The following is an 18466-nucleotide window of genomic DNA, read 5'->3' on the forward strand; positions in this document are numbered from 1 at the left end:
CTCCCAATCCACGCCGATCGCCACCAGCACTGCCTGGCTGGCGATCACGCCCGCCTCGCGAGCCCGCTCGTAGCGCGCGTCCAAAATGAGATACGGATAGCCTTCCGTGAGCCGCTGCTCAAAGAACGCCTTCAGCGCCTCATCCAGCCGCACCGTCGCCTCGCTCACCGTCGAGGCCGAGAAAGCGTGGCCGCACAATTCCTCCGTCACCGCTTTCACCTTGCGGGTCGAAACGCCCTGCACGTACATCTCGACCAGCGCCGACACCAACGCCTTCTCCGAACGCTGGTAGCGCTCAAACAACTCCGTCGAGAACCGGCCCGCCCGATCCTGCGGGACCCGCAGCTCCAGAACCCCAACCCGCGTCACCAGCTTGCGCTCGTAATAGCCGGACCGATAGCCAATCCGCTCTGTCGTCCGCTCCCCTTTGCCGGCCCCGATCGCCTCCGTCATCTCGGCCTCCAGAGCCTCCTGCACGACAAGCTGCAACGCCTTGCGAAACCCGTCCTCATCCGACAACAGCAACGCTTTCAACTCACCCCTGCTCAGTCTAGCTTCTCGATTGGTCATGGCACTTCCCCTTCCACGGGAATCGGTGATTGCAACGTCACCAGCGTGCCATGGCCGCTTTCGCCTCAGCGCAACGACCGTTCTCTCTCCAAAACTTTTTGCAGAACCTTCAGGACACTATCTCGTGCCTACAAAAAAGCCCGCCGCTGTTGAGGGTGAGCGACGGGCCTTGCTATGGCGGCACTGTAACACAGCCGCCTAGGAATGATGCCCCAGATGGGAAAGGAAAGCAGACATGATCGCAGTGTGGTTCGCTATCCCGGCGCGTTTAGTTGGGATCGCCGGACCTTGAGCCCCCGTGGGCACCGCCACCGGCATTGTCGGATCCGCCGCGCTGGTTGTCGGACTGACCTCGCCCGAACTTATAGCCGCTATTGGAGGAGCCTACGTGAACGTGATTCTTGTCACCTGATCCTTTACCGGGACGTGATCCACTTGATTTGGCCACCGCCTCAGAGTTCAAACTTGTGCCGAGCAGAAGTGTTATGGCTGGCGGCGTCACGGCCGCGAAACGGCCAGCCTTCTTCAGAAAGTCGCGGCGCGCTTTGGCCTCCGGAACCTGCTTGTTTTGCCCTGTGCTTTCGGTTGCCATTTCAGCACTCCTTTAAGCTACCCTGGTCTTGCATTGCAAAAAATAACATTGCTCCAAAAGGCTTAGGATAGCGGGTTTCAAGTCTTGATCAGTAGGGAATGGAAACGTTAGTGGGACGCGCATGCCGAAACCAAAATGCTGACTTAAATTCAAATTGCGCACTACCGAGAGCTCGTCAAAGAGTGGGCGCGAGCCCGTAATTTGACGGAACGCGATAGGCATTTCGCGTATCAGTCCGACCTCCTGTATGCTCGGCGCAAGAGCATGGGAGAAAAGCCGTGTCCCGAGAGCGTGACGCGCGTATGTGGCGCGAGGCCGGGAAACTTGTGGAATCCGGCGACTACGAAGGGTGGCAGGTCATCGAATGGGAGCTTCGCAAAAGAGGGTTCCCACGCGCCAAGCTATTGCTTGATAACGATCGGATCCGCGACAAATTGGATCAGCTCTGCAAGAGCGCACAGGCGCAACGCGCCTATGCCAACCGGACCTAACGGCCAGAAGCGCCCGCCGCTGTGATCGGCAATGCGTCCGCGCGTTGCGACGAGTCTAACGATCTGCGATCTGCGAAACCAAGACGCGGCTCTGGTTTCGGCGTCGCTTTGCTCAGATCGCCGTCGTGGTCATCCTATCAACCGCCACGATTATCACCATCCGGACCTGTTGTTCGGGCCACAGTGGTTTTCCGAAAGGAAGAGCACAACGGCAACAAAGCAGATCAGGAGAAGCGTCGCAAACGTGTTCGCGATCATCTCACGAGGCATCCAATGATGAGCGCCCGCTACTAGGGTGGCGCAATGACGGGCGCCCCATCTGCTGCGTGGCGACCGTCCTGTCGTCGAGCAGACCAGTCTCGCAATCCTCAGTCCGAGCCATCGAATTGATGCCCCGCAATCACGCTCAAGAAAACCTGCCCGAACTCCTTCAGCTTTGCCGCGCCCACGCCATTCACTTCGGCGAAAGCGTCGAGATCGCGCGGGCGGCGCTCGGCCATGTCGATCAGCGTGCGATCGGAAAATACGACATAGGCAGGCACCTGGCGCTCTTTGGCCAGGCGCAGGCGCAAGGATTTGAGCGTGGCCAGCAGAGATGCATCCACGCCTTCCGCGTTCATACCCTCGGCCGCTCGCATCTTGCGCAAGGCGCGGCTGCGCACCTCTACACGATAGTGGAACGGCATCTCGCCACGACCGAGTGCATGGCCCTTTTCGGCGATGGCGAGACCACCATGGCCGCTCGGATCCGGCTCCAGGAAACCGCCCGCGGCGAGCTGCCGGATCAGCGACAGCCAGAAATCCTTCTTGTGCGCCAGCCCGCTGCCGAAGCTGGCGAGCCTCTGGTGGTTCCTGGCCAGCACCTTCTCGGTTTCATGACCGAGCAGAATGTCGATGACATGGCCGGCACCGAAACGTTCGCCGCTCTGTGCGATGGCCGCCAGGATGGTCCGTGCTTCCGCTCCGCCATCGGCGCGCGGCGCCTGGTCGAGACAGGTGTCGCAATTGCCGCAAGGCTGCGCTTCCTCCCCGAAATAGCCCAGCAGCACCTGGCGGCGGCACTGCGCCGTCTCGCAATAGCCGATCAGCGTGTCGAGCCGGCGATGCGAACGCCTTTTGTGCTCGACGGCGGCATCCTCGTCGTCGATGAACAGCCGCCGCATACGGATGTCGCCAAGGCCGAACAGCATATGCGCTTCCGCATCCCGCCCGTCGCGGCCGGCGCGGCCGATCTCCTGGTAGTAGGCCTCCAGGCTGCCCGGCATATCTGTGTGGAAGACATAGGCGACGTCAGGCTTGTCGATGCCCATGCCGAAGGCGATGGTCGCCACCATGACGACACCGGACAAAGTCATGAAAGCGTTTTGATTCGCATCACGCGCCTCCTTGCTCATGCCGGCATGATAGGCGAGCGCGGTGACGCCGTTCTTTTCGAGGAAGGCTGCCATCTCTTCTGTCTTCTTGCGCGACAGGCAGTAGACGATGCCGCTGCGGCCGGGATGACGCTCGACGAAGCGCAGCAACTGGCGCTTGCTATCCTGCTTGGCCTCGATGGCAAGCTTGATATTCGGCCGGTCGAAGCCCAGCACCAGGGTTTCGACACGCTCGGCGAACAGCCGGGCTTCGATGTCGGTGCGCATGCTCTCGTCGGCGGTCGCGGTCAGCGCGATGATCGGCACATTGGGGAAAATGCCGCGCAGCCGCGACAGGTCCTCATACTCGCGCCGGAACGCCGGGCCCCATTGCGAGATGCAGTGCGCCTCGTCGACGGCGATCAGGCTGATATCGAGCCTGGCCAGCGCGTCGAGCATCCGTTCGCTCATCAGCCGCTCCGGCGCGAGGTAGAGCAGGCGCGTCTGGCCCGAAGCGACGCGTCGCCAGGCGGCGATATTGGCGTCGCGGTCGATCGAGGAGTTGATCGTGTCGGCCGCCACGCCGGCAAGGCGCAAGGCGGCGACCTGATCCTGCATCAACGCCACCAGCGGCGAAACGACAATGGTGAGCCCGCCCAGAACCAGCGCCGGCACCTGGTAGCAGAGCGATTTTCCGGCGCCCGTCGGCATGACAGCCATCACATGCCGCCCGGCCAGCAGCGCATCCATGACATCGGCCTGGCCGGGGCGAAAATCATCGAAGCCGAACACGTCCTTCAGGACGCGCCGCTTGGGATCCTGCTCTTCTGTCGCGATGACAGCCGCCTGCATCACGGAGCGTCCGTGGTCGGCGCGCTTACCGCCATGTCGTACCCGAACTCGGCACAGAAGCGCCCGACGCGGGCGAGAAATGCCGGCGACAGGCCCCTGAGATAGGTCCGCAATTCTTCATTGCTTTCCCATTTTCTCAATGATGTCACCCGAATCGGATTGTCCGGATCCTCGCTGAAGCGAACCCGCGGCGTCAGCCCGAACGACTGCGCGATCCTCTCCTGCATGGCATCGGGCGCGCCGACCATGTCTTCGTAGTGGACAAAAAGTATCTGCCTGTGCGGCTGTGCCTTCTTCAGCTTTATCAGCGCATCGTATTCGGCCAGCCAGCGATGCGGCGTGACGTGGAACCGACGCTCGTTGCGTGTTTGCGGATGCGAACTTGTCAGCGTGTCGAATGGGTGGCGCACGCAGTAAATCAAGCCAATGGACGCAGGCAGCTTCGCCAAATGCGCAAAGCTGCGCGCATCGCGCTTGACGACAAGGTTGGATTCCGGCCGGTCCAGCATGTCCAGGATTGTGTATCGCGCTTCGGGCGGATGGACGAAAGTGTCCTCGAAACACCTCATCAGCCGCTGTGTCAGTGTCGTCCCGCTGCGCGCACAGCCCGAGATGAAAATTCTGTTGGCCGGCGTCGCGCGTGCGTATGTGCGTGTTTGCATGCGCCGTTTCAGGGACAGCGGCACCAGCCGCTGAAACTCCCGCACGACCCTCCGCGTGGCCGCACCGAACGCAACCTCAAGCCTGTGAGCGCCCTTCATCGGCAATTCCGCTTGCACAATACGGCGACCCGATCTTGCATCAGCGCCACCCAGTGCAAAACCCGCCGCTTGGGGCCCACGGCCAAGATGCTCGTCGCCCGCGCTTGCATCAGGCAGACACCGAGCCGACATTTCGTGAATTGGAGAGGATGTGGAAACCGGTCAAAACGACTCTCCGCATGGGCACCTTGCCTTAGCGCAGCAGGCATCGGACCACAACAGGAACAGGTCAGTATAACAGGCCAACCGATCGGCGGCATCGAGCAAGGGCGGGCCTTCCCCAAGGGCACCCGCACCCCGCTGGTTCCCTCACGCACCACGATGTAAGCTCGGCTCAGCAAGCCAGGGAGGGCGCGATGCTGCAGACCAGACAGGATGTTCTCGGCGAGCGGTTCCGGTTGCAGCGAGCCGCCTTCGAGACGCAGCCCTTTCCCGAAATTGGCGTCCGCAAGGACCGCCTGAAGCGCCTACTGGCGCTGACCGAGCGGCATGAGGCCGAGATCTGTGCGGCGATCGACGCCGACTTCGGCGGCCGCTCGGCACACGAGACGCGGCTTGCGGAACTGTTCGTGGTGCGCGCCGGCATCCGCCACGCGCTGTCCCATCTCCGGGGCTGGATGCGCGAACGTCGCGTTGCCACGACCATGCCGTTCCTGCCGGGCAGAAATCGCCTCATCGCGCAGCCGCTCGGTGTCGTCGGCATCGTATCGCCCTGGAACTATCCCTTCCAGCTCGCTGTCGCGCCGGTGACCGCCGCCCTTGCCGCCGGTAACCGCGTGCTCATAAAACCTTCCGAACTGACGCCGGCATTTTCGGCGCTGCTGGCCAAACTCGTTGCCGAGCATTTCGCACCCGATGAGCTCAGCGTCATCACCGGCGATGCGGAGATGGGAAAGGCCTTCGTGTCGATGCCTTTCGATCATTTGCTGTTCACCGGCTCGACATCGGTCGGACGCCAGGTCGCGATCGCGGCGGCCGCCAACCTGACCCCGGTTACGCTCGAACTCGGCGGCAAGTCGCCGGCGATCTTCGATCCGTCATGCGATCTCGACGCGGCGGTATCCAGCGTCGCCTATGGCAAGCTATTGAATGCCGGGCAGACCTGCATCGCACCCGACTATCTGCTGGTGCCGAAGGGACAGGCAGAAACGATCGCTGCCAAGCTCGCAATGGCGATCGCGAAGCTCTACCCGACCTTGCGCGACAACCCCGATTATACCGCCATTATCAGCGACCGGCACCACAAGCGCCTGCGCGACATGATCGTCGAGGCGCGCGATGCCGGCGCCGAAGTCACCGAGATCAACCCGGCCGGAGAGGAACTTGGTGCCACAAGCCGGAAGTTGCCGCCAACCCTGGTCCGCAACGCCGGTGCAAACCTGCGGTTGATGCGCGAAGAGATTTTCGGGCCGGTGCTGCCGATCGTCGAATATAACGGGATCGACGAGGCGATCGGCCATGTGAACCGGGCAGACCGGCCGTTGGCGCTTTACTGGTTCGGCCGCGACAACGGCAATCGTCAACGCATCCTGCATGAGACGGTCGCCGGCGGCGTCACCATCAACGACTGCATGCTGCATCTGGTGCAGGAGAACCAGCCTTTCGGCGGCGTCGGCGCCAGCGGCATGGGCGCCTATCACGGCGAATGGGGCTTCCGCACCTTCAGCAAGGAGAAGCCGGTTTTCCATCAATCCCGCCTGAGCGCCGGGGCCTTGCTGCGCCCGCCCTACGGCAAGACGTTCGAGCGGCTTTTCAGCCTGCTCCGGCACATCACCTGACCGAATGCAGCCGCCCAGCCATCACGACCATCCGCGCATTAAGACTATCTTCACCATCATGCGGCAGCTTCCGCATCCTGCGGTCATGTCTTGAGTACCGCGGCGCCGCAAGCGCCCAGGCAACAACCCGCGCCTCTTCAGGGGCGCGGGTCTTCCCTGCTCGATCTCCCACCGTTAAGCGAGGAAATCGGACCGATGCGGCGTAAAGCTGTCGACCAGCCGCCCCGCTTCGAGCGCCTTGACGCCGTGCACCAGACCGGAGGGCACGATGAAACTGCCGCCGGCCGCAAGGATTTCGGTCCGGCAGTCGATGGTCACCTCGAAGCGACCCTCGGCGACGTAGCTTGCCTGGACATGCGGGTGCGAATGCAGGGCACCGACGCCACCCTTGTCGAAGCCGAATTCGACCATCATCAATTCATCGGTGTGCAGGAGAACGCGTCGCCTGTTGCCGTCCGGCGTCGCCGTCCACGCGCCCTCGCCGGCATGCGCGAAAATCTTTGCGGTCATCTTCTTCTCTCCTCAACGCGCCAGCCAGCCGCCATCCACCGGCACCACCGCGCCATGCATGTAGTTCGACGCCGGCGCCAGTAGGAACACGGCGGCATCGCCAATGTCTGCCGCTTCGCCCCAGCGGCCGGCCGGTATGCGCGCCAGGATGGCGGCGCTGCGGTCGGGATCGGCGCGCAGCGCCTGCGTGTTGTTGGTCTCGATATAGCCCGGCGCGATGGCGTTGACGTTGATGCCCTTTCGCGCCCATTCGCAGGCGAGCAGCCGGGTGATGCCGAGCACGCCATGCTTCGAGGCGGTATAGGACGCGACCCGGATGCCACCCTGGAAACTCAGCACCGAGGCGATGTTGACGATCTTTCCCTGGCGCCCGCCGGCCAGGACACGCCTGGCAAAGGACTGGCAGAGCAAGAAAGCCGTCTTCAAATTGAGGTCCATGACGTCGTCCCAATCGGTCTCGCTGAGATCGACGGCATCGGCGCGGCGGATGATCCCGGCATTGTTGACCAGCCCGTCGAGCGGACCGCTTTCCTCCCAGATACGGTCGAGCAACGGACCTGCTGACGACGTATCGGCAAGATCGGCGCTGACCGCCTCGAATTGTCCGCCCAAAGCGGCGACCCTGCTTGCCGTATCGTCCATCGACGAGCGGCCGACGCCGATCACCACGCCGCCGGCGCGTGCGATCGACACCGCGATGCCTTGGCCGATGCCGGTGTTGGCGCCGGTCACCAGAATGCGCTTTCCGGCAAGGCTGAAGGCGGAGAGGTCGCTCACCGCAGATCGTCCAAGCTTACCGGATCGACATCGGTATAGTCGACATTGTCCCCGGCCATCGCCCAGATGAAAGCGTAGTTGGAGGTGCCGGCGCCCGAATGGATCGACCAGCCCGGCGACAGCACCGCTTCCTCGTTGCGCACCACCAGATGGCGCGTTTCGTCCGGCTCGCCCATGAAGTGGAAGACGCGCGCCGTCTCGGCCAGGTCGAAATAGAGATAGGCCTCCATGCGCCGGTCATGCACATGGCACGGCATGGTGTTCCACACCGAGCCCGGCGCCAGCTGCGTCATGCCGACCACCAGCTGGCAGGTCTTTGCACCCTCGGCATGGATGAACTGGAAGATCGAGCGTTCGTTGCAGGCATCCTTGCTGCCGAGATCGAGGCGCTTGGCATTGCCGATGCGGATCAGCCGGCTGGGCCAGGCGTGATGCGCCGGCGCGCTGAGCAGATAGAATTTTGCCGGCACACCCTTGTCCGCCGACGCGAACGACACGTCGGCTGTTCCCATGCCGAGATAGAGCATGTCGCGCGCCTGCAATTCAAAGGACTGGCCGCCGGCCTCGATGACGCCTGCCCCACCGATGTTGACGGCGATCAGCTCGCGGCGGTCGAGGAAGTTCTTGGTGCCAGTCGGCTTGATCGCCTCCAGTTGAAGCGGCAAGCCGGTCGGCACGGCACCACCGACGATCATGCGGTCATAATGGGTGTAGGTCAGGCTGATGCGGCCGGGCTGGAACAGGCCGTCAATGTGGAAATTGTGACGCAGCTCATCGGTTCCCATCGCCGCGGCGGCGACCGGATCGATGGCAAATCGTGAGGTGAAGTCGGTATGGCTCTGGCTCATTATAGTCCTGACTTGAGATGATTATTCGCCGCTAGCGGCGGCTTTGACCGAGTCGGTGTAGAAAGCCTGACGCGCATGCAGGCGCTCGCGGTAGCGCTGCTGGCTGGCGGTGAGGTGTTTCCGCATCGCCTCACGCGCAGCCTCGGCATCGCCCGATGTAATGGCGTTGAGGATCACCAGATGCTCGCGCTGCAGCCCGCGCTGGTAGCTGTCGGACTGCACAAGCTCGGTCGACCAGGGAGAAGTCACGTCGCACGGAATGGCACGCCGGCCGAGCACGTCGAGCATCTCGACATAGAACGGGTTGTTGGTGGCGCTGGCGATCGCGCGGTGGAAGGCGAGGTCGGCCGGGCCGGTCGGCTCGCTGGCGAGCAGCAGCCGCTCGAACTCGAAGAACGCTTCCTGGATCGCCGCCTCCTGCGCGGCGTTGCGGCGGATGGCGGCGATCCCGGCCGATTCGATCTCGATCGCAAGCCGCACTTCGAGCACGTTGAGCGCGATCGAATCCTTGCTGCCCATGTCGGCGGCCAGCGCGCCGAACATCGTCGAGATGTGCTCGGTGACGAAGACGCCGGCGCCTTGGCGCGGCTCGACCAGCCCATCGGCGGCAAGCTTGGCCAGGGCCTCGCGGATGACGGTGCGGCTGACGCCGAAGGTCTCGGTCAGTTGGCCCTCGGTCGGCAATTTGTGGCCAGGCTGAATCTCGCCCGCCTGCAACTGCCTGCGGATCGCCGCGACGACGGTTTCCGACAGCTTGGGTTTTCTCTCGACCTTGAGGTCGGTTGCGGCAGCGGACACGTGGTGGTCTCCTTAAGCAATCCCGGAAAAGCGTGAAACGGTTTTCCGTCCGGAATTGCGTCAAAACTCTAGTGGAACAGGCTCGGCAGCCACAATGAAATCTCCGGTATGTAGGTGACAAGCATCAACACGACGAAAGCCGCGCCGTAGAACGGCCAGATCGAGCGCATCGCCGTCCAGATCGGGATCCGTCCGATGGCGCAGCTGACGAACAGCACCGCCCCCACTGGTGGCGTGCACAGGCCGATGCCGAGATTGAGGATCAGGATGACGCCGAAATGCACGGGGTCTACGCCATAGGCCATCACCACGGGCAGGAAGATCGGCGTGGTGATGATGATCAGTGGCGACATGTCCATGAACGTGCCGAGGATGAGCAGCACCACATTGATCATCAGCAGGATGACCAGCTTGTTGTCGGACACGGACTGCAGAAAGGCGACGAGCGCGGCAGGGACCCTGAGATAGGCCAGCAGCCAGCCGAAGGCGGCAGCACAGCCGATGATCATCAGCACCATTGCCGTCGTGCGCACCGCCGCCGTTGTGGCGGCGACGAAGTCGTTCCAGCTCATCGAGCGGTAAATGGCAAGCGTCACCAGGAAGGCGTAGACGATGGCGATGCACGAGCTTTCAGTGGCCGTGAAGATGCCGGAGCGGACGCCGCCGAAGATAATGCCGATCAGGACCAGGCCTGGAATCGCGGCGACAAGCAGTTGCAATGCGCGGCCGAAACCCGCGAACGGCTCGGTCGGATAGCCGCGACGGCTGGCGACCCAATAGGCGGTGATCATCAGGGACAGCGCCAGCAGCAAGCCGGGTATGACGCCCGCGGTGAACAGGTCGGCGATCGAGATGCGCCCGCCGGCAGAGATTGAATAGATGATCATGTTGTGCGAGGGCGGGATCAGCAGCGCAATGATGGCGCCGACGGAGGTGATGTTGACGGCATAGTCGACGCCATAGCCGCGCGCCTTCATCTGCGGGATCATCAACCCGCCGACCGCCGAAGCATCGGCCACGGCCGAGCCGGAAATGCCGCCGAACATGGTCGAGGCAGCGATGTTGACCTGCCCCAGCCCGCCGCGCAGGTGACCGACCAAGGAACCGGCCAGCGCCACCAGCCTGGCGGCAATGCCGCCACGCACCATCAGGTCGCCGGCGAAGATGAAGAACGGGATGGCCATCAGCGAAAATACGCTGACGCCGGAGTTGAGACGCTGGAACACCACGAGCGGCGGCAGGTCCAGCACCAGCACCGTCGCGAAGCTGGCGACGCCGAGGCAGAACGCGATCGGTGTGCCGATGATCAGCAGGAAGACGAAGGTGCCGAACAGAACCGTCAGTGCCATCACAGACCCTCCTCGCCCGTGGCGTACTGATCAGCATCGACCGGCAGTCCGGCAAACCGCCCGGCCAGCCGCTCAAGCGAAAACAGGCAGACAAGCGCGCCGCCCAGGATGACCGGCAGGAAACCGACGCCGCCCGGGAAGGCAAGAGACGGCATCACCGTGTTCCAGGTCAGCCTGGCAAGCTGGACACCGTAGACGATCATGCCGGCGCCGAAGGCGAGCACGACGATGTCCGAAATGCTGCGCAGCACCGCCTTGGCGGCGGTCGGCAGGAAATAGAGCAACACATCGAACCCCAGATGGGTGCGCTCGCGAACACCGACCGCTGCCCCCAGGAAGATGAACCAACCCATCAAAAGCACCGAGAAGGGTTCCGTCCAGCTTGGCGAACTGTTGAGGATATAGCGTGAAAATACCTGCCAGAAGATGATCACCGTCATCAGGGTCAGCCCGATGCCGCTGACCCACAGCGCAAGCTTCGCCAATCCTGACAGCAGCCGCTCTATTGCGAGCCAAAATGGTTTCATATGCGCGCCTCCCCCGGATGATGGCGCGGACAACGCGCCATCATTAGCCACGAACGAATTTACTTGGTTGCCTGGATACGCGACGCGAGGTCTTTCAACTCGGGCGTCGACAGATACTTGTCGTAGACCGGCTTCATCGCATCGATCAGCGGCTGTTTGTCGATCTCGCTGACCTTGACGCCGGCCTTCTCGACAATGTCGCGCGACTTCTTCTCCTGCGCGTCCCACAGTTCGCGCATCTTGACGACGCTGTCTTTTGCCGCTTGCCGGACGATCGCCTGGTCTTCCGGCGTGAGCTTGTCCCAGCTCGCCTTCGACATCACCAGCACTTCCGGAACGATCTGGTGCTGGTCCATGGTGTAGTGCTTGGCAACCTCGTAGTGCTTGGCGGATTCGAAACTCGGCCAGTTGTTCTCGGCGCCGTCGATGACACCGGTCTGCAGAGCCGAATAGACCTCGCCATAGGCCATCGGCGTGGCATTGGCGCCCAACGCGTTGACCATGTCGACGAACACATCGGACTGGATGACACGGAATTTCATGCCCTTCATGTCGGCCATCGAAGTGATGTCCTTCTTGGTGTTGTAGAAGGAGCGGGCGCCGGAATCGTAGAAGGCGAGGCCGACGAGGTCATGCGCCTCGAAAGCCTTCAGGATCTCATCCCCGATCGGCCCATCCATCACATGACGCATATGGTCGACCGACCGGAACATGTACGGCAGGGACGGAACCGCCGTTTCCGGCACGACGCCGTTGAACGGTCCCATCGAGACGCGGTTGAGGTCGATGACGCCGGCCTGGGTCTGCTCGATCGTGTCTTTTTCCTCTCCGAGTTGCGCCGAATGGTAGACCTCGACCGAATAGCGGCCATTGGTGCGCTGCTTGATCAGGTCGCCCATGTATTTGACCGCCTCGACGGTCGGATAGCCGTCGGGATGGGTATCCGATGACCTCAGCACGGTGTCGGCATTGGCAATGCCGACCAGCAGCGAGCCGAAGGCAAATGTGGCCGCCGTCAATTTCGAAAAATGCAACATGACTTCCTCCCTTTTAAGATCGTAGCGCCCGGCTCAGAGCCGGTACGCCTTCTTCGCAAGCGTGTAGGCAAGCTCCCGCGCCAGCTCATGCGCCTCGTCCTCGCGCAGCCTGTGCTCGGCGACGAGACGCGCGAGGAACGCGCAGTCGACCCGGCGCGCCACATCGTGACGCGCCGGAATGGATGGGAAGGCGCGGGTGTCGTCGTTGAAGCCGACGGTGTTGTAGAAGCCGGCCGTCTCGGTGGTCATCTCGCGGAAGCGCCGCATGCCTTCCGGGCTGTCGTGAAACCACCAGGCCGGCCCTAGCTTCAGCGCCGGATAGACGCCGGCAAGCGGCGCCAGTTCGCGCGCGTAGCTGGTCTCGTCGAGCGTGAAGAGGATGATCGTGAGGTCGCGTTCCAGCCCGACGCAGTCGAGCAACGGTTTCAGCGCCGTCACATAGTCGGTCCGGGTCGGGATATCGAAACCCTTGTCGCGACCGAATCTTTGGAAAACGGCCGTCGAATGGTTGCGCCAGGAACCGGGATGGATCTGCAGCACAAGCCCGTCGTCGAGGCTCATCTTGGCCATCTCGGTCAGCATCTGGGCGCGGAACAGTTTCCGCTCGCGCTCGTCGTCGGAACCGCGGCGAATCCGATTGAACAGCTCCTCGGCCGCCGCTTCGGAGAGATTGGCGGTCTCCGCCGTTGGATGGCCGTGATCGGACGAGGTCGCGCCAAAACTCTTGAAGAAGGCGCGCCGCTGGCGATGCGCATCGAGATAGCCGGTCCAGTTGCCGGTGTCGCAGCCGGTGATTTCGCCGAGCCGGTCGAGATTGGTTGAAAACCCCTCGAAGTCGGGATCGACGACGGCGTCGGGCCGGTAAGCCGTCACGACACGGCCCTGCCAACCACTGTCGCGGATCATCTGGTGCCATTTGAGATCGTCGAGCGCGCCCTCGGTCGTCGCGATGACCTCGATGTTGAAGCGCTCGAACAGGGCGCGCGGGCGGAAATTCTCCCACTGCAGCAGCGTTGCGATCATGTCGTAATGGCTGTCGGCGGTCGCCGCGGTCAGCGGTTCGCCGATGCCGAACAGATCGGCGAGCACATGATCGAGCCACAGCCGGGTCGGCGTACCCCGAAACAGATAATAGTGCTCGGCAAAGCGCCGCCAGATCGTCCGGCCGTCGGTCTCCACGGGCGCGCCGTCGAGCGTCGCCACGCCGAGATCCTCAAGGCGAACCCCCTGGCTGAACAGCATGCGGAAGATGTAGTGGTCCGGCACGATGAGCAATTGCGCCGGATCCGGGAACGGCTCGTTCAGCGCGTACCAGCGCGGATCGGTGTGACCATGCGGGCTGACCAGGGGTAGATCCTTGATCCCGGCATAGAGATCGCGGGCGATCGAGCGCGAATGCGCCTCGGCGGGAAACAGCAAATCCGCATCGGTCAGTGCCACGATCATCCTCCCAGAGCCGCTATCGGTAGGGTCGACAAGAAATAATGTCAACATACAAAAATTAGATTGTTGTATGATGACTTTTCGGCCCATTGTGTGGCGGGAAATCGAATGTTACGCCGCTCGCCGACCATTCCCCGAGGCCATTTCATGCCATCCGATCAGACCAGCCGCATCACGACGATCAAACGCCTTTCCGGCAACACAGTGCCGTCATTGCCGGCTTCGGTCGTGACACCTTCGTATGATCGCAGCCACGTCGTCCCGGGCATCGTGCATCTCGGTGTCGGCGCCTTCCATCGCGCCCATCAGGCGGCTTATGTCGATGATTGCCTGGCGGCCGGCGAGACAGGCTGGGGCATCGTCGGTGTGTCGCTGCGCAGCGCCGACACGCGCGACGCGCTCATGCCGCAGGATGGGCTCTATACGCTGGCAATCAGAAGCAGTGGAACCGAAAAGCTTCAGGTCATCGGCTCGATCGCCTCGATGCTGGTGGCGCCGGAAGACCCAAGCGCGGTGCTGGCCGCGCTGACCGATCCGCGCACGCGCATCGTCACGCTGACGATCACCGAAAAGGCCTATCTGCGGGCGGCTGGCGGTGGATTGGACGCCGCTCATCCCGATATCGTCAACGACCTGGCAAATCCGAGCATGCCGAAGACGGCGCATGGTTTTCTGGCCAAGGCGCTTGCCCAGCGACGCGCAGCCGGCACGCCGCCATTCACCGTGCTGTGCTGCGACAACCTGCCGGCCAACGGGGCCACGCTGCACCGGCTGCTGATTGAATTCGCCGAAATGCGAGATGCCAGGCTCGGCGCGAAGGGCGATGCCACACTCGCCAAACACATCGCCGATGCGGTCGCCTTTCCGTCGAGCATGGTCGACCGCATCGTACCGGCGACCACAGATGCCGACCGGGCGCGAATCGCTGTCGAGCTTGGCGTCGAAGATGCATGGCCCGTCATGACCGAGCCTTTCTCCCAATGGGTGATCGAAGACAATTTTCCGACGGGCCGGCCGGCCTGGGAAAAATTCGGCGCCACCATGGTCGACGACGTCAGGCCGTTCGAAGACATGAAGCTACGCCTGCTTAACGGATCGCATTCGGCGATCGCCTACCTTGGCCTGCTCAGCGGCCATGCCACCGTCGATCGCGCCTTCGCCGATCCGGCGATACGGGCCTTTGTCGATAGACTCTGGGCCGAGGCTATCCCGACGCTGCCAAAAAATGCCGGGCTCGACACTGCAAGTTATACCGCCGAGCTGGCAGAACGCTTCTCAAACAAAGCACTTGCCCACCGCACGGCGCAGATCGCCAATGACGGCAGCCAGAAACTGCCGCAGCGCATCGTCGCTTCCGCCTTGGAGAGCATCGAAGCCGGCGCTGTGCCCGAACACCTGACACTGGCGATCGCCGCCTGGATCGCGGCCTGCGAAGCACGCAGCAAGACCTTGCCGGAGAGCCATTTCACCGATCCGCTTGACGCGCCGTTGACGGCAATCGGCGACAAGCGCCTGTCGGCTGCGGAAACCGTCGTGTCGGTTTTTGATCTGGCTGGCTTTGCCAAGGAGGAGTCCGGGCGCGCAAACCTGATATTTCTCACGACCGCCCATCTCGAACAGTTACGCCGTGGCGGACCGGCTGCTGCCTTCGCTGCATTGGGCATCTAACAAAAAAGCGAGGCAAGGCCCCGCTTTTCGATCAATCGTCTGAAGCAGTCTTTAGGCCGGCAAGATGGCAGCTTCCAGCGTGGTGAGCTGGCTAAGGAACTGTTCAGCCTTGCTTCGCACCTGGTCGTCCTTGGCGTCGGCGGCGTCTTCCCTGGCTTCCTGGATGCGGCGCGCGAGATCGGCGCGGTCGACATCCTTCACCGCGACAGCCGATTCCGCCAGCAGCGTGCAACCGGCCGAAACGATGTCGGCGAAGCCGCCGAACACCACATAGCGTTCTTCACCGCCCGCCGCGGTCTTCACCGTGACGACACCCGGCTTGATCGTGGTCATGACCGGCGCGTGATGCGCCATCACGGTCATCTCGCCTTCGGCGCCCGGAATGACGACGGATTCAACCTCGGCGGAAACAAGCAGGCGCTCCGGCGAGACCAGTTCGAACTTGAAAGCTTCAGCCATGTCAATTTAGCGAATAGCGAATAGCGAGTAGCGAGTAGTCAGAAGAATTCGCCGGCCCATATTCCCTATTCGCTACTCCCTATTCGCTATTCGCTTGATTACGCCGCTTCAGCCGCGAGGCGCTGCGCCTTCTCGACTGCTTCCTCGATGCCGCCGACCATGTAGAAGGCAGCTTCCGGAAGGTGATCGTAGTCGCCGTTGCAGAGGCCCTTGAAGCCCTTGATGGTGTCGGCGAGGTCGACCAGCTTGCCCGGCGCGCCCGTGAACACTTCGGCGACGAAGAAGGGCTGCGACAGGAAGCGCTCGATCTTGCGGGCGCGGGCCACGGTCTGCTTGTCCTCTTCCGACAGCTCGTCCATGCCCAGGATGGCGATGATGTCCTGCAGCGACTTGTAGCGCTGGAGGATCGACTGCACCTGGCGCGCGACGCCATAGTGCTCTTCTCCGACGACCAGCGGGTCGAGCATGCGTGAGGTCGAATCCAGCGGATCGACGGCCGGGTAGATGCCCTTTTCGGCGATGGCGCGGTTGAGCGTCGTCGTCGCGTCAAGGTGGGCGAACGAGGTCGCCGGCGCCGGATCGGTCAAGTCGTCGGCGGGCACGTAGATGGCCTGCACCGAGGTGATCGAGCCCTTGGTGGTGGTGGTGATGCGTTCCTGCAGCGCGCCCATGTCGGTGGCGAGCGTCGGCTGATAGCCGACCGCCGACGGGATACGGCCGAGCAGAGCCGACACTTCCGAACCCGCCTGCGTGAAGCGGAAGATGTTGTCGACGAAGAACAGCACGTCCTGACCCTGGTCACGGAAATATTCGGCAACCGTCAGGCCGGTCAGGCCGACGCGGGCACGCGCGCCCGGCGGCTCGTTCATCTGGCCGTAGACGAGTGCGGCCTTGGAGCCTTCGCCGCCGCCCTTCTTGTTGACGCCGGATTCGATGAACTCGTGATAGAGATCGTTGCCTTCGCGGGTGCGCTCGCCGACGCCGGCGAACACCGAGTAGCCGCCATGCGCCTTGGCGATGTTGTTGATCAGTTCCTGGATCAGCACGGTCTTGCCGACGCCGGCGCCGCCAAACAGGCCGATCTTGCCGCCCTTGGCGTAGGGAGCCAACAGGTCGAGCACCTTGATGCCGGTGATCAGGATCTGTGCTTCCGTAGACTGCTCGACATAGGTCGGAGCCGGCTGGTGGATGGAGCGCATTTCGATCGCGTCGACAGGGCCTTCTTCGTCGACCGGCTCGCCGATGACATTGATGATGCGGCCGAGCATGCCCGGGCCGACCGGCACGGTGATCGGCGCGCCGGTGTCACGCACGTCCTGGCCGCGAACCAGACCTTCGGTCGAGTCCATGGCGATGCAGCGCACGGTGTTTTCGCCCAAATGCTGGGCAACTTCGAGCACGAGGCGGTTGCCGACATTGGTCGTTTCGAGCGCGTTCAGGATCGCCGGCAGGTGATCGCCGAACTGCACGTCGACAACGGCGCCGATGACCTGGCGAACCTTGCCTACAACGCCGGTTGCCTTGCTGGCCACGGCGGCCGTCCTGGCCGGAGCTGCCTTCGCTGCTGGAGCCTTGGCCGCCGCCTTCGCGGGGGCTGCGGTCTTCGCGGCTGCTGCCTTCGGAGCTGCCTTCTGGGGGGTCGCTGCTTTCGCCATCGTCTTTACCCTTTTTCGTCCTTTGTTTCTCACGCGATCCGGTCGCGGGTCGATGACCCGCGGACCGCGCCTAGAGCGCCTCGGCGCCCGAAATGATTTCGATCAGTTCCTTGGTGATCTGCGCCTGCCGCTGTCGGTTGTAGGTGATCGACAGCTTGTTGATCATCTCGCCGGCGTTGCGCGTCGCATTGTCCATGGCGCTCATCTTGGCGCCCATTTCGCCGGCCGCGTTTTCGAGCAGCGCCCGGAAAACCTGCACCGAGATGTTGCGCGGAATGAGGTCGGAGAGAATTTCGCCCGGCTCCGGTTCGTACTCATAGACGGCGTTTCCGCCATCCGTCACTTCCGCCTGAGCCGAAGCAACGCCCGCCGGAATGATCTGCTGCGCTGTCGGAATCTGGCTGATCACCGACTTGAACTGCGAATAGAACAACGTGCAGATGTCGAAGCTGCCCTCGTTGAAGAGCTGGATGACCTTCTTGGCGATGGCATCGGCGTTGACGAAACCAAGCGTCTTGACCTCGCGCAGATCGACGCGGTCGATGATCAACGACGCATAGTCGCGGCGCAGGATGTCGAAACCCTTCTTGCCGACGCAGATGATCTTGACGTGCCTGCCGTCGGCCAGCAGCTTGCGGATATGGTCTCGCGCGTGACGGGCGATCTGCGAATTGAAGCCGCCGCACAGGCCGCGCTCGGCAGTGCAGACGACGAGCAGATGCACGTCATCCTTGCCAGTGCCGGTCATCAGCGCCGGGGCGTCGCCACCGCCGCCGATCGCCTGGGTGATGTTGGCCAGCACGGAACCCATGCGCTCCGAATAGGGGCGCGCCGCTTCCGCGGCCTCTTGCGCGCGGCGCAGCTTCGCCGCGGCGACCATCTGCATCGCCTTGGTGATCTTCTGCGTCGCCTTGACCGAGGCGATGCGATTACGAAGGTCTTTTAATGAAGGCATGCTTCAAACCTGATCCCGTCTTGTCTCATCCCGACTGGCGCTTC

Annotated in this window: 18 protein-coding genes; 3 read left to right on the plus strand and 15 right to left on the minus strand. The window is 62.9% G+C overall.

The window, feature by feature from the left end; translation table 11 throughout:
- The coding region (locus tag NKJ90_RS27820; RefSeq protein WP_352487310.1) for an IS256 family transposase at window positions 1-570 on the minus strand (570 nt) is incomplete at its 3' end.
- Window positions 571-838: 268 nt separating this feature from the next.
- Window positions 839-1162 carry a hypothetical protein gene (locus tag NKJ90_RS27825; RefSeq protein ID WP_084025720.1) on the minus strand — a complete coding sequence of 108 codons (324 nt, stop codon included), beginning with the start codon at window positions 1160-1162 and terminating at the stop codon, window positions 839-841.
- A 278-nt stretch (window positions 1163-1440) separates the two neighbouring features.
- Here NKJ90_RS27825 and NKJ90_RS27830 point away from each other — a divergent pair, with 278 nt between their 5' ends.
- Window positions 1441-1653 (plus strand): hypothetical protein, encoded by a 213-nt coding sequence (locus tag NKJ90_RS27830; RefSeq protein ID WP_352487311.1) that lies wholly within the window; start codon window positions 1441-1443, stop codon window positions 1651-1653.
- A 368-nt stretch (window positions 1654-2021) separates the two neighbouring features.
- Here the strand turns inward: NKJ90_RS27830 and recQ are convergent, their stop codons facing one another.
- Window positions 2022-3857: a DNA helicase RecQ gene (recQ, locus tag NKJ90_RS27835; protein ID WP_023762480.1), complete on the minus strand. Its 1836-nt coding sequence runs from the start codon at window positions 3855-3857 to the stop codon at window positions 2022-2024.
- On the minus strand, window positions 3857-4519 hold the full coding sequence (locus tag NKJ90_RS27840) for a sulfotransferase family protein (protein WP_245266847.1): 663 nt from the start codon (window positions 4517-4519) through the stop codon (window positions 3857-3859). The genes recQ and NKJ90_RS27840 overlap by 1 nt, the downstream gene beginning before the upstream one ends.
- Before the next feature lie 455 nt (window positions 4520-4974).
- On the opposite strand from NKJ90_RS27840, the gene NKJ90_RS27845 reads away from it, so the two are divergent.
- On the plus strand, window positions 4975-6396 hold the full coding sequence (locus NKJ90_RS27845) for a coniferyl aldehyde dehydrogenase (protein ID WP_023762482.1): 1422 nt from the start codon (window positions 4975-4977) through the stop codon (window positions 6394-6396).
- 174 nt (window positions 6397-6570) lie between these two features.
- On the opposite strand, the gene NKJ90_RS27850 is transcribed toward NKJ90_RS27845, so the two are convergent.
- The 8 genes from NKJ90_RS27850 to uxaC form a co-directional block, all read right to left on the minus strand.
- Complete coding sequence (locus tag NKJ90_RS27850; protein ID WP_023762483.1) at window positions 6571-6906, minus strand: cupin domain-containing protein; 336 nt, start codon at window positions 6904-6906, stop codon at window positions 6571-6573.
- A 12-nt stretch (window positions 6907-6918) separates the two neighbouring features.
- Window positions 6919-7683, minus strand: a complete 765-nt coding sequence (kduD, locus tag NKJ90_RS27855; protein ID WP_023762484.1) for a 2-dehydro-3-deoxy-D-gluconate 5-dehydrogenase KduD — start codon at window positions 7681-7683, stop codon at window positions 6919-6921.
- The gene (gene kduI / locus NKJ90_RS27860) at window positions 7680-8531 is read right to left on the minus strand and encodes a 5-dehydro-4-deoxy-D-glucuronate isomerase (protein ID WP_023762485.1); all 852 of its coding nucleotides are present in this window, start codon (window positions 8529-8531) and stop codon (window positions 7680-7682) included. The genes kduD and kduI overlap by 4 nt, the downstream gene beginning before the upstream one ends.
- 21 nt (window positions 8532-8552) lie before the next feature.
- Complete coding sequence (locus NKJ90_RS27865) at window positions 8553-9329, minus strand: FadR/GntR family transcriptional regulator (RefSeq protein ID WP_023762486.1); 777 nt, start codon at window positions 9327-9329, stop codon at window positions 8553-8555.
- Window positions 9330-9397: 68 nt separating this feature from the next.
- Window positions 9398-10678, minus strand: a complete 1281-nt coding sequence (locus NKJ90_RS27870) for a TRAP transporter large permease (RefSeq protein WP_023762487.1) — start codon at window positions 10676-10678, stop codon at window positions 9398-9400.
- Window positions 10678-11205: a TRAP transporter small permease gene (locus NKJ90_RS27875; protein ID WP_031261209.1), complete on the minus strand. Its 528-nt coding sequence runs from the start codon at window positions 11203-11205 to the stop codon at window positions 10678-10680. The genes NKJ90_RS27870 and NKJ90_RS27875 overlap by 1 nt, the downstream gene beginning before the upstream one ends.
- 59 nt (window positions 11206-11264) lie before the next feature.
- Window positions 11265-12242, minus strand: coding sequence for a TRAP transporter substrate-binding protein (locus tag NKJ90_RS27880; protein ID WP_023762489.1), 978 nt, complete (start codon window positions 12240-12242; stop codon window positions 11265-11267).
- 33 nt (window positions 12243-12275) lie between these two features.
- Window positions 12276-13688, minus strand: coding sequence for a glucuronate isomerase (gene uxaC, locus NKJ90_RS27885; protein ID WP_023762490.1), 1413 nt, complete (start codon window positions 13686-13688; stop codon window positions 12276-12278).
- Window positions 13689-13832: 144 nt separating this feature from the next.
- Here uxaC and NKJ90_RS27890 point away from each other — a divergent pair, with 144 nt between their 5' ends.
- Window positions 13833-15353, plus strand: coding sequence for a mannitol dehydrogenase family protein (locus tag NKJ90_RS27890; RefSeq protein WP_023762491.1), 1521 nt, complete (start codon window positions 13833-13835; stop codon window positions 15351-15353).
- 51 nt (window positions 15354-15404) lie between these two features.
- Here NKJ90_RS27890 and NKJ90_RS27895 read toward each other — a convergent pair whose 3' ends face one another.
- From NKJ90_RS27895 to NKJ90_RS27905, 3 genes are all read right to left on the minus strand, one after another.
- Window positions 15405-15812, minus strand: a complete 408-nt coding sequence (locus NKJ90_RS27895) for a F0F1 ATP synthase subunit epsilon (protein ID WP_023762492.1) — start codon at window positions 15810-15812, stop codon at window positions 15405-15407.
- 98 nt (window positions 15813-15910) lie between these two features.
- Window positions 15911-17467 carry a F0F1 ATP synthase subunit beta gene (gene atpD / locus NKJ90_RS27900; RefSeq protein ID WP_023762493.1) on the minus strand — a complete coding sequence of 519 codons (1557 nt, stop codon included), beginning with the start codon at window positions 17465-17467 and terminating at the stop codon, window positions 15911-15913.
- Between the two features lie 70 nt (window positions 17468-17537).
- On the minus strand, window positions 17538-18422 hold the full coding sequence (locus NKJ90_RS27905; protein WP_023762494.1) for a F0F1 ATP synthase subunit gamma: 885 nt from the start codon (window positions 18420-18422) through the stop codon (window positions 17538-17540).
- Between the last annotated feature and the right edge of the window lie 44 nt (window positions 18423-18466).

The organism is Mesorhizobium sp. M0051, from assembly GCF_040323235.1.
In the GTDB taxonomy this organism is placed as follows: Bacteria; Pseudomonadota; Alphaproteobacteria; order Rhizobiales; family Rhizobiaceae; genus Mesorhizobium.

Coding starts and splice junctions, on each gene's coding strand:
- NKJ90_RS27825 (WP_084025720.1), bottom strand. CDS start 1,162: ATGGCAACCGAAAGCACAGGGCAAAACAAGCAGGTTCCGGAGGCCAAA.
- recQ (WP_023762480.1), bottom strand. CDS start 3,857: ATGCAGGCGGCTGTCATCGCGACAGAAGAGCAGGATCCCAAGCGGCGC.
- NKJ90_RS27840 (WP_245266847.1), bottom strand. CDS start 4,519: ATGCAAACACGCACATACGCACGCGCGACGCCGGCCAACAGAATTTTC.
- NKJ90_RS27845 (WP_023762482.1), top strand. CDS start 4,975: ATGCTGCAGACCAGACAGGATGTTCTCGGCGAGCGGTTCCGGTTGCAG.
- NKJ90_RS27850 (WP_023762483.1), bottom strand. CDS start 6,906: ATGACCGCAAAGATTTTCGCGCATGCCGGCGAGGGCGCGTGGACGGCG.
- kduI (WP_023762485.1), bottom strand. CDS start 8,531: ATGAGCCAGAGCCATACCGACTTCACCTCACGATTTGCCATCGATCCG.
- NKJ90_RS27870 (WP_023762487.1), bottom strand. CDS start 10,678: ATGGCACTGACGGTTCTGTTCGGCACCTTCGTCTTCCTGCTGATCATC.
- NKJ90_RS27875 (WP_031261209.1), bottom strand. CDS start 11,205: ATGAAACCATTTTGGCTCGCAATAGAGCGGCTGCTGTCAGGATTGGCG.
- NKJ90_RS27880 (WP_023762489.1), bottom strand. CDS start 12,242: ATGTTGCATTTTTCGAAATTGACGGCGGCCACATTTGCCTTCGGCTCG.
- uxaC (WP_023762490.1), bottom strand. CDS start 13,688: ATGATCGTGGCACTGACCGATGCGGATTTGCTGTTTCCCGCCGAGGCG.
- NKJ90_RS27890 (WP_023762491.1), top strand. CDS start 13,833: ATGCCATCCGATCAGACCAGCCGCATCACGACGATCAAACGCCTTTCC.
- NKJ90_RS27895 (WP_023762492.1), bottom strand. CDS start 15,812: ATGGCTGAAGCTTTCAAGTTCGAACTGGTCTCGCCGGAGCGCCTGCTT.
- atpD (WP_023762493.1), bottom strand. CDS start 17,467: ATGGCGAAAGCAGCGACCCCCCAGAAGGCAGCTCCGAAGGCAGCAGCC.
- NKJ90_RS27905 (WP_023762494.1), bottom strand. CDS start 18,422: ATGCCTTCATTAAAAGACCTTCGTAATCGCATCGCCTCGGTCAAGGCG.